This window comes from Mesorhizobium sp. M7A.F.Ca.US.002.01.1.1 (assembly GCF_004022955.1).
Classification (GTDB): Bacteria; Pseudomonadota; Alphaproteobacteria; order Rhizobiales; family Rhizobiaceae; genus Mesorhizobium; species Mesorhizobium ciceri.
The window spans coordinates 1-2,717 of sequence record NZ_RZQE01000638.1; the positions used below are offsets into that span (position 1 = coordinate 1).

4 protein-coding genes are annotated in these 2,717 nt (G+C 63.8%); 1 reads left to right on the forward strand and 3 read right to left on the reverse strand.

Features of this window, described 5'->3' with window-relative positions:
* The 3 genes from EN932_RS33310 to cysG all read right to left on the reverse strand — a co-directional run.
* Positions 1-354 (reverse strand): nitrite/sulfite reductase (locus EN932_RS33310; RefSeq protein ID WP_164890760.1); only part of this gene is annotated, 354 nt, incomplete at its 3' end.
* A gap of 43 nt (positions 355-397) precedes the next feature.
* A complete protein-coding gene (locus EN932_RS33315; protein WP_013529562.1) occupies positions 398-691 on the reverse strand; it encodes a DUF2849 domain-containing protein in 294 nt (97 codons plus the stop codon).
* The gene (gene cysG / locus EN932_RS33320; protein ID WP_127384616.1) at positions 688-2,139 is read right to left on the reverse strand and encodes a siroheme synthase CysG; all 1,452 of its coding nucleotides are present in this window, start codon (positions 2,137-2,139) and stop codon (positions 688-690) included. The genes EN932_RS33315 and cysG overlap by 4 nt, the downstream gene beginning before the upstream one ends.
* Positions 2,140-2,418: 279 nt before the next feature.
* Between cysG and EN932_RS39255 the strand changes: the two genes are divergently transcribed.
* Positions 2,419-2,717, forward strand: a 299-nt coding sequence (locus EN932_RS39255; protein ID WP_348630219.1) for a host attachment protein, incomplete at its 3' end; no start/stop codon positions are given.

Consider the following 2,717-nt stretch of genomic DNA (forward strand, 5'->3'; position numbering starts at 1 on the left):
GGTCTGGATGGCGTGCATCTCGACGCTTGCGAGATCGGCCAGGATCGCCGGAATGTCCGACAGCGCCGGCCAGTTGAACTGGATGTTCTGGCGCGTGGTGAAATGGCCGTAGCCCTTGTCGTATTTGCGGGCGATGTGGCCGAGCATGCGCAACTGCTTGCCGTTCAGCGTGCCATAGGGCACCGCGATGCGCAGCATGTAGGCATGCAGCTGCAGATAGACGCCGTTCATCAGCCTCAATGGCCGGAACTGGTCCTCGGTGATCTCGCCGGCAAGACGGCGCTGCACCTGGTCGCTGAACTCGGCGACGCGGGCCTGGACAAAATCGTGGTCGAACTCATCGTAACGGTACATGCTTGGTCTTTCAGGGCGCGTCCGCCCATGCCTGGTGTCTTGGTTATGCTGCCCGCGCAGCCTGCTTGCCGAGATCGTTGCGGATGGTCGGGCCGGCGGCGCGGATCTTCTCGCGCAGCCGCACCGGTTGGACGACGCCGTTGACGACTTCGGCGTCGATCAAATTGACGTCGACCACTTCGTTGGCGGCATAGGCCTTGGCGCCGATCGCCTCGAGCCTGTCATCGGCTGCCTTGTCATGGGCGAGGTCGGCATGATCCACCGTCTCGGCCCAGCCGCCATCGGCGTACCAGACGGCGATGCCGTCGGTGAGGCGGTTGGCGGTCAGTATCTTCATTGCTGAACTCCTTCGGCGACCGAACTGGACGCGCCTTCATGCCTGTGTGCCGCCAGCGGCTCGGACCGTTCAAAGTTGGCGCCGGCGACCGCATCGCCGATGATGGTCATGACTGGGCCGGAAAGATCGGCGCGCGCTTCCAGCGACGGCAGGTCGGCAAGCGTGCCGTGGAAGCGCCGCCGGTTGGCGAGGCTGGCATTCTCGACCACGGCCACCGCAGTGTCCGGCGACAGACCGGCCTCGATCAGCCGTCCGGCAACCTCGGCCGCCACCGAGCGGCCCATATAGACGGCGACGGTGGCGCCCGAAATCGCGAGCTTGGCCCAGTCGGGCAGCGAATTGCCCTTGAGGTCGTGGCCGGTGGTGAACACCATCGACGAGGAGACACCGCGCAAGGTCAGCGGCAGTTCGAAATCGGCGGCGGCGGCAAAGGCCGCGGTGACGCCCGGGACCACCTCATAGGCGATGCCGGCGTCGCGAAGTGCCGCCATCTCTTCGCCGGCCCGGCCGAACACCAGCGGATCGCCCGACTTCAGCCGCACGACACGCTTGCCTTCACGGCCAAGCTCGACCAGCAGCGCATTGATCTCAGCCTGGCTCTTGGTGTGGCAGCCCTTGCGCTTTCCGACCGGCAGGCGCTCGGCATCGCGGCGACCCATGGCAACGACCGCCTCGGGCACAAGGGCGTCATGGACGATGACATCGGCTTCCATCAGCAGACGATGGGCTCGCAAGGTCAATAGATCCTCGGCGCCCGGACCGGCGCCAACCAGCGCGATGTGACCGCAAGCGGGCGTGTTCGACAGCAGAAGATCGACGGCGGCGTCATGCGCCTGCGAAAGCTGGCCGGCTTCAGCCGCGCGCGCAGGAGCGCCAGAGAAGAAATCATGCCAGAAGCGGCGGCGGGCATTGCCTCTCGGCAGCAGCTTCTCGGCAGCCCCGCGAAACGAAGCCGCAATAATTGCCAGCGGCCCGAGCGACGGCGACAGCATGCGGTCGATGCGGCCGCGCAACATTTGGGCAAGCACCGGGCCTGCACCCTCGGTGCCGATGGCGATGGCCACCGGCGCGCGGTTGACCAGCGCCGGGGTGAAGAAATCGCAAAGCTCGGGCCGATCGACGGCATTGACCGGAATGCCTAGGCGGCGCGCATCCGCGGCCACCCGGCGGTCGAGTTCCTCGTCGCCGCTGGCGGCAAACACCATGACCGCGCCTTCGAGCTGCGACGCCTCGTAAGCCGCGGCAAAATGCGTCGCGCCGGCCTGGGCGACGAAGGCGAGCAGGTCGGGCTCGGCATGTTCCGCGACGATCCGCAGGACCGCGCTCGACTGTCCGATCAGCCGCGCCTTGGCCAGCGCCTCTTCGCCGCCCCCGACGATGGCCACAGCTTCGCCCTCAACCCGCATGAACACGGGGAAGGCGTTGAGCTTGGGAGCAGTGTGCGACATGGACGCGAGCGGAATCCTCAATGAGCTGCAGTTCTACGCGCGAGCGCGAGAAACCAGAAGGAACGCACTCGCGCATCCCTTATCGGGATGCAATTGCTTTTCTGAAAGCATCCCGGCCAAGAGAAAAATATTTCTCATTTACAGATAGAGCGGATTCAAGCTGCTGTCGCAGGCCTTGATTTGTGGCTCTTTTAGCGCCCGGCGAGAAAAGCCGCAAAACTGTTTTTTCTAAATTCTACCAAGTTAGTAGATTAAAGTCGCAACCTCGGGATAGCCAGAATGTCCAACGCCGACGTGGCTGCCGACTGGAACATTACCGGCTCGAGGTGCGTTCTCAAAAGGCCCGTCATGTCGGATCGAAATCCGGCTGCGGAATGCCAACTAAAGGTCGCCACGCGGCTAAAAAGGAGCCCTGTCATCATGAACACAATCATACTCAAGCACGGTATCTGGGTGATCGTGGCCGATGGCGAGAAGGCGCTTTTCCTCAGGAACGCCGGTGACAACAAATATCCGAATCTCGAGGTGGTGCAGGAAATGCAGCAGGACAACCCGCCCACCCGCGAGCAAGGCAGTGA

Bases quoted from the DNA above. Each gene is read 5' to 3' on its own strand.
- EN932_RS33315 (WP_013529562.1), bottom strand. From the start codon at position 691: ATGAAGATACTGACCGCCAACCGCCTCACCGACGGCATCGCCGTCTGG.
- cysG (WP_127384616.1), bottom strand. From the start codon at position 2,139: ATGTCGCACACTGCTCCCAAGCTCAACGCCTTCCCCGTGTTCATGCGG.